Origin of the sequence: Rhodobaculum claviforme, from assembly GCF_016653255.1 — a bacterium.
GTDB lineage: Bacteria > Pseudomonadota > Alphaproteobacteria > Rhodobacterales > Rhodobacteraceae > Rhodobaculum > Rhodobaculum claviforme.
Window position 1 is genome coordinate 1 of record NZ_NHSD01000293.1, and the last position, 6,535, is coordinate 6,535.

The 6,535-nt window shown below is 74.4% G+C and carries 5 protein-coding genes; 3 read left to right on the plus strand and 2 right to left on the minus strand.

Annotation, left to right across the window (positions count from 1 at the left end; genetic code table 11):
• Positions 1 to 129 precede the first annotated feature (129 nt).
• Entirely contained in the window at positions 130 to 933 is an 804-nt protein-coding gene (locus CCR87_RS12850; protein ID WP_201157929.1) for a 16S rRNA (uracil(1498)-N(3))-methyltransferase, read from the minus strand.
• A 13-nt stretch (positions 934 to 946) separates the two neighbouring features.
• Here CCR87_RS12850 and ubiA point away from each other — a divergent pair, with 13 nt between their 5' ends.
• The 3 genes from ubiA to CCR87_RS12865 all read left to right on the plus strand — a co-directional run bounded on the left by ubiA (position 947) and on the right by CCR87_RS12865 (position 5,179).
• Complete coding sequence (gene ubiA / locus CCR87_RS12855; RefSeq protein ID WP_201157930.1) at positions 947 to 1,936, plus strand: 4-hydroxybenzoate octaprenyltransferase; 990 nt, start codon at positions 947 to 949, stop codon at positions 1,934 to 1,936.
• A 60-nt stretch (positions 1,937 to 1,996) separates the two neighbouring features.
• A complete protein-coding gene (locus tag CCR87_RS12860; protein WP_201157931.1) occupies positions 1,997 to 3,904 on the plus strand; it encodes an OmpA family protein in 1,908 nt (635 codons plus the stop codon).
• 945 nt (positions 3,905 to 4,849) lie between these two features.
• Complete coding sequence (locus CCR87_RS12865) at positions 4,850 to 5,179, plus strand: hypothetical protein (RefSeq protein ID WP_201157932.1); 330 nt, start codon at positions 4,850 to 4,852, stop codon at positions 5,177 to 5,179.
• A gap of 368 nt (positions 5,180 to 5,547) precedes the next feature.
• Here CCR87_RS12865 and CCR87_RS12870 read toward each other — a convergent pair.
• Positions 5,548 to 6,535, minus strand: a 988-nt coding sequence (locus CCR87_RS12870) for a metal ABC transporter solute-binding protein, Zn/Mn family (protein WP_242511999.1), incomplete at its 5' end; no start/stop codon positions are given.

Here is a 6,535-nt window from a genome sequence, read left to right on the forward strand (position 1 = left end):
CGAAGAACCAGCCCCCCAGACCGCCGAGCCACGCGCCCAGCGCCACGACGGCGACGCCCACCAGCACCTCGCGCCAGCGGTGCAGGGCGGCGGCGACCTCGGGGCGGACAAAGGGCTGGCCCGGCCCGCTCATGGTGCGGACCAGTCGCCGTGGGTGATCTGCCACCATGTCAGTGCGGCCACCGCGGCGGTGTCGGCGCGCAGGATGCGGGGGCCGAGGCGGACGGGGTGCACGAACGGCAGGGCGGCGATGCGTGCCCGCTCGGGCGGGGAGAACCCGCCCTCGGGGCCGATCAGGATCGCCCAGGGGCCGGGCCCATCGGGCGCGCCGAGTGCCGGGCCGTCCGGGATCGCCGGCGCCTGGCCCTCCTGCGCGGCGGCGGGCGGCGCATCGGCGCCCTCGGGCACGAATCCCGCCAGCCCCTCGTCGCACCACAGGATGCGGCGGGCGGGGTCCCAGCCCTCCAGCGCGCGGCGCAGGGGGGTGAGGTCGGCCACCTCGGGGACGAAGGTGGCGCCGCACTGCTCGGCGGCCTCCACGGCGTGGGCCTGCAGGCGGTCGCGGCGCAGCCGCTCGGCGTTGGTGAAATCGGTCCCCACCGGCAGGATGCGCCGCACGCCCAGCTCGGTCGCCTTTTCGACGATGAAATCGGTGCGGGTCTTTTTCAGCGGCGCGAACAGCAGCCACAGGTCGGGCGGCAGCGACAGGGCCGCGCTGGCCTGCGTGCAGCGCACTTCGCCGCGGTTGCGGTGAACTGTGGTGACCTCGGCCTGCCATTCGCCGTCGCGGCCGTTGAACAGCGCCACACGCGCACCTTCGGCCAGGCGCATGACCGCGAACAGGTAATGCGCCTGCGGCCCGGTCAGGCCGACGCATTGCCCCGCCCCGAGCGGAGCGTCTACAAACAGGCGGATCTTGGCACTTCTGGACATGGGACCGAACCATATGACCCGAACGCACGCCACGCCAGAGGGGCGCCCCACATCAGGCCCCTCCGCATCCGGTCAGGTCGCGGACGCCGTGCCCGACAACTGGGTGGACCGGCGCGCGCCGGTGTGGCTGCGGCCGTGGCTGCGGCTGTCGCGGGCCGACCGGCCGGCGGGGACGTGGCTGTTGCTGCTGCCGTGCTGGTGGGGGCTGGCGCTGGCGGTGGCGGCGCAGCCGCAGGGCGCGGGCTGGCTGACGGTGTGGATCGCCGTGGGCTGCGCGATCGGCGCGTTCCTGATGCGCGGGGCGGGCTGTACCTGGAACGACATCACCGACCGCGACATCGACGCGCGGGTGGCGCGCACCCGGTCCCGCCCGATCCCGTCGGGACAGGTCAGCGTGCGCGGCGCGCTGGCGTGGCTGGTGGCGCAGGCGCTGGTGGCGCTGCTGATCCTGCTGACCTTCAACTGGGCGGCGATCGGGCTGGGGGTGGCGTCGCTGGCGCTGGTGGCGGTCTATCCCTTTGCCAAGCGGTTCACCTGGTGGCCGCAGGTGTTCCTGGGGCTGGCGATGAACTGGGGCGTGCTGCTGGCGTGGACCGCGCAGACCGGATCGCCGGGGCTGGCGCCGGTGCTGCTGTATCTGGCGGGGATCGCCTGGACGCTGTTCTACGACACCATCTATGCCCATCAGGACGCCGAGGATGACGCGCTGATCGGGGTGAAGTCCACGGCGCTGCTGTTTGGCGACCGCACGCGAGGCTGGCTGTGGGGATTCGCCGCCGTCGCGGTGGCGCTGATGGCGGCGGCGGTGGTGGTGGCGCTGGGGGACCGCCCGGCGGCGCTGGTGTCGGGGCTGGCGGGGGTGGTGGCGTTCGGCGGGCATCTGGTGTGGCAGATGGCGCGGCTGGACACCGCCGACACCGACAGCTGCATGGCGGTGTTCCGCTCCAACCGCGATGCGGGGCTGCTGCCTGCGCCGTTTCTTGCCGCCGCGCTTCTGGTCTGATTGCGCGGGGGCGGCGCCCCGGCTATGGCCCGCGCCATGACACAGCGATTTCCACATGGGATGCGGCGTGCGGGTCTGGGGCTTGCGGCCTTTGCCGCGGCCGGGGCGTTGGCGCTGGGCGGGGCGGTTCTGGCCGTGGGTGCGATCGAAAGCTCGGCCGAGCGGTCGATCACCCAGCGGCTGGGGGTGGCGGGGTTCGACTGGGTCACGGTGCGGGCCGACGGGCTGACGGTGACGCTGACGGGCACCGCGCAGGACGAGCCGCAGCGCTTCCGTGCGCTGTCACTGGCCGCCGAGACGGTGGATTCCGCGCGCCTGATCGACGCCATGGATGTGGACGCCGCGGACGCGCTGGCGCCGCCGCGATTCTCGTTGGAGATCCTGCGCAACGGCAACGGCGTGTCGCTGATCGGGCTGGTGCCGGCGGACGCCGGGCGCGGGGCGATTCGCGCCCGCATCCGCGCGCTGACCGACGGCGGCCCGGTGACCGACATGCTGGAGACCGCCGACCACCCGGCCCCCGAGGGCTGGGAGGACGCGGTCGCCTTCGGCCTCGATGCGCTGGGCCGGCTGGAACGCTCCAAGATCTCCATCGCGGCCGACCGCGTCGCCGTCACCGCCACCGCCGAAAGCCGCGACGCCCAGCGCCTGCTGGAGGCGGAGCTGGCGCGCACCGCGCCGCAGGGCATGGCGCTGGCGCTCGACATCTCGGCGCCGCGCCCGGTCATCACGCCCTTCGCGCTGCGCTTCGTGATCGACGACCGCGGTGCCCGCTTCGACAGCTGCGCCGCCGACACCGAGGAGGCCCGCGCGCGCATCCTTGCCGCCGGGGTGGCCGCAGGCGCCACCGGGCAGATCGGCTGCACGCTGGCGCTGGGCGTGCCCTCGCCGGAGTGGGCGCGCGCGGTGGAGGCGGGTCTGGCCGCGCTGGGCGCCCTGGGGGCGGGGACGCTGACGTTCGCGGATGCGGACGTGACCCTCAACGTGCCCCATGACGTCGACGAGGGCGCCTTCGATGCCGCCACCGCGCGGCTGCAGGCGGCCCTGCCGGAGGTGTTCTCGCTGGCCGCCGCGCAGCTGCCCGCCCCGGTCGAGGACACCCCCGTCACCCAGGCCGCGCGCTTCACCGCCACGCTGGACGACAACGGCACGGTCATTCTGGGGGGCCCGGTGGGCGATGGCACCTCGCGCGCGGCGGTGCAGGCGCTGGCGCGCGCCCGGTTCGGCAGCGCGGCGGTGCAAAGCGCGCTGCGGCTGGATGACGGCATGCCCGACGGCTGGCCCCGGCGCGTGATGGCCGGGCTGGAGGGGCTGGCGGGCCTGCATGACGGCCGGGTGGAGGTCAGCGCCGAGGCGCTGCGCATCACCGGGCGCACCGGCGACCGCGAGGCCCCCGAGATCGTCGCCCGGCTGCTGGCGGACAAGCTGGGCAGTGGGGCGGCCTTCGACATCGCCATCCGCTACGACGAGACGCTGGACCCCGTCGCGATGGCCCCCACCCCCGAGCGCTGCATCGCCCAGGTGCAGGGCATCCTGGCGGAGGAGAAGATCACCTTCCGCCCCGGCGCCGCCCGCATCGAGGGCGCCGCCGCCGAGACCCTGGACGCCATCGCCGACGTGCTGCGCGAATGCGGCGCCCTGCCGCTGGAGATCGCGGGCCACACCGACAGCCAGGGCCGGGCCGAGATGAACCTCGCCCTCAGCCAGCGCCGTGCCGATGCGGTGCGCGACGGGCTGGCGCAACGCCGCGTTCTGGTCGGCGAGGCCGTCGCGGTCGGCTATGGCCAGGTGCGCCCCATCGCCGATAACACCACCGCCACCGGCCGCGAGGCCAACCGCCGGATCGAGATCACCCTGCGGACCCCGCCCGCCACCGTCCGCCCCCGCGATCCGGAGGCCGAGGCCGGGTTGGAGATTCCCGTGACCGACGCCGCAGACGACACCCCGCGCCCCGCGCCGCGCCCCTGACGCCCCCCGCGCGGGGCCGCGCGCACCCATCACGGCGGCCCCCGTCCCTCAGCCGTCGTTGCCCGCGCCCGACCGCCCGGTCGCACACGGGTGGGCGCCCCGCCACGCGCCCTGAGCGGGCGCGGGCCGCCGAGGCAGGGAGGCGGCGATCCCCCCCGGCGCCCGAAGCGCATGACGGACCCCATGACCGGAGGCCATGCGTCCACGGGCGCGCCCGGACGTGTGACACCGGGTCATGGCCACCCATCCCGCCGCTCCCGCCCCCGGACGCGCGCAAGCAATGGGCCGAGGGTGAGGCGTCGCGGTTTGTGTCATGCCCCGCGCTCCGCCGCGCCCCGCCGCACGCGCAATCCCAGTGCGCCCCGCCGCACGCGGGCAATCCCAGTGCGCCCCGCCGTGCGCGCAATCCCAGTGCGTGCGGACGCGCGCGGACAATCCCGACCCGATGCGCGCGTCTGCGCGCGGGCAATGGCGCGGCCACCCCGCCGTCGGCGCCTCGTCAGCCCGCTGGCCTGTGGCTGGAGGCCTCCACAGGGACCGTGGCGCGGTCGGCGCCGTCCGTAGCGTGGTTGCCGGGCGCCAGGGGCGGCGCGGTCCTGTGTCCATGCGCGGCTCGGCGGGGCCTTGGCGGTGCACCGCTGCGGCGCATGCGCCGGTGCCGGGGCGGCGCGCGGGCGGGCCTTTGGCCCTGGCCCCCGGCGAGATCCCTTGCCCGAGATATCTTGGCCAAGGTGGTCTGGCTGCGATGACTCGCCGGTGGTCGGTGGTCGGTGGTCTGCGCTCCGGCGCGTCGGGTCGGTGGTTGCCAAAAGGGGGGTGGGCTTGTCGTCATGCGCGGGGTGTCGCATACTGGCCCGGGGGGCGCATGCAGGCGTCCCGGCCGCCGTGATCCGCCCCTGTCCCGCCGTCCCTGTCCCGTCATCGCATCTTCGGAAATCCGCACCCTTGACCCGTACCGAATTCATCGTCGTTACCGCCCTGATCCTGCTGGCCGCATTCGCGCTGGGGTGGTTCGCGCACTGGCTGGTGCACCGGTTCACGCGGGTGCGCGATGCCGACATGGGCGAGGTCGACCGCCTCGCGGCCGCCCTGCACGACGCCGAGGAGCGCCGCGACCAGGCCATCGCCTATGTCCAATCGCGCGAGTCGGAGCTGGCGGGCCAACTGGCGCAGGCCGAGGCGGAACTGCGCGCCGCGATGGACGGGCTGCGCGCCGCCCGCCAGGAAGCGCATGCGCTTCAGGATCGGCTGGAACAGACCGGCCGCCGCGACTAGGCCGCCGATCGCGACCAGACCGCCGATCGCGACCAGACGGCCCGCCGCGACCTGGCCACCGGTCCCGAGGTGGCCGCTGGGCCAGCCCCTTGGTGCGGTGGCCGGATGGCAGCCGCGTGCGGTGCCCGCCCCTTGCATGCGGTCCCGTCATCGGGCCCCGCATCGGGCGTTGTTGTCTGGTCCCGTTGTGGGGTGTCGTCCTCAGGCATTGTCATCAGGCGGGTGCGCGGGCCTCGATGCGGGGCTGGCGACGGGCCACGGCTTGGGACGGCGTTGCAAGGGCCTCCGGAGCAGGCGCGGCGCCGGTTTCACGCCCGTGATTGCACCAGCCCCGGGCCGGGGCTGGCGTGGGCGCCCGGACGGAGCCCTCAGGGTGTGATGTCCCACGCCTGTGCCCAGTCCGCCAGCGCCTCGGGCCAGTCGGGCAGGGTGCCGCCCAGGGCTGCGGTGATCGTGGCGGTGTTGGCGCGGATCATGCCGATGTAGGTCCCCTCGGGGGTGCCGTCATCCCCCATCGCGTCCGAGAACAGCGCGCCGCCGATGGCGACCTCGTGGCCCTGGTTGCGGACTTCGGCCACCAGCGCCTCGATGGTGCGGGGGTTCACGGTCGTCTCCACGAACACCGCGGGGACGCCGCTGTCGACGACAAAGGCGGCCACGTCGCGGATATCGCCAATGCTGGCCTCGGAGGCGGTGGAGATGCCCTCGATCGCCTCGGAGGCGGTCATGCCATAGGCATCGGCGAAATACTCGAACGCATCATGGGCGGTGACAAGCTGGCGCCGGTCCTCGGGGATGGAGGCGATGGCCGTGCCCACCCAGGCATGCAGCGCCTCCAGCTGCGCGGCGTAGTCCGCCACGGTCTGTGCCATCGCATCCGCGCAGTCGGGACGCTGTTCGGCGATAGCGTCGGCGATCACCGGGGCGATGCGCGCCCACCGGCTGACATCCATCCACAGATGCGGGTCGATGCTGCCCGCCGCGTCGGGGTCCTCCAGCAGGTCGGCGGGCGCAAAGGTCGCGCCCACCACGCCCAGCGTCGGCGTGCGCGCGCTGAAGCGGTCGAGGACATCGGCCAGGCGCTCCTCCAGCGTCCGGTCGACATAGAGGATCAGCTCGGCCGCCGCGATCGCCTCCACGGCACTGGGGGTGGCGGAATAATCATGCGGGTCCGTGCCCGCGCCGATCAGGGTCTCGACGGTCGCGCAGTCGCCCGCCACATTGGCCGCGACATCGCCCAGCATGCCCACCGTCGCCAGCACCCTGAGGGGGGTGTCCTGGGCCACTGCGGGGCCTGCGAGGGCCGCGAGGGCTGCAAGCGCAAGGCTGGGCACAAGTCGGGCCGGGATGCGGGGG

Coding starts and splice junctions, on each gene's coding strand:
- CCR87_RS12850 (WP_201157929.1), bottom strand. CDS start 933: ATGTCCAGAAGTGCCAAGATCCGCCTGTTTGTAGACGCTCCGCTCGGG.
- ubiA (WP_201157930.1), top strand. CDS start 947: ATGACCCGAACGCACGCCACGCCAGAGGGGCGCCCCACATCAGGCCCC.
- CCR87_RS12860 (WP_201157931.1), top strand. CDS start 1,997: ATGCGGCGTGCGGGTCTGGGGCTTGCGGCCTTTGCCGCGGCCGGGGCG.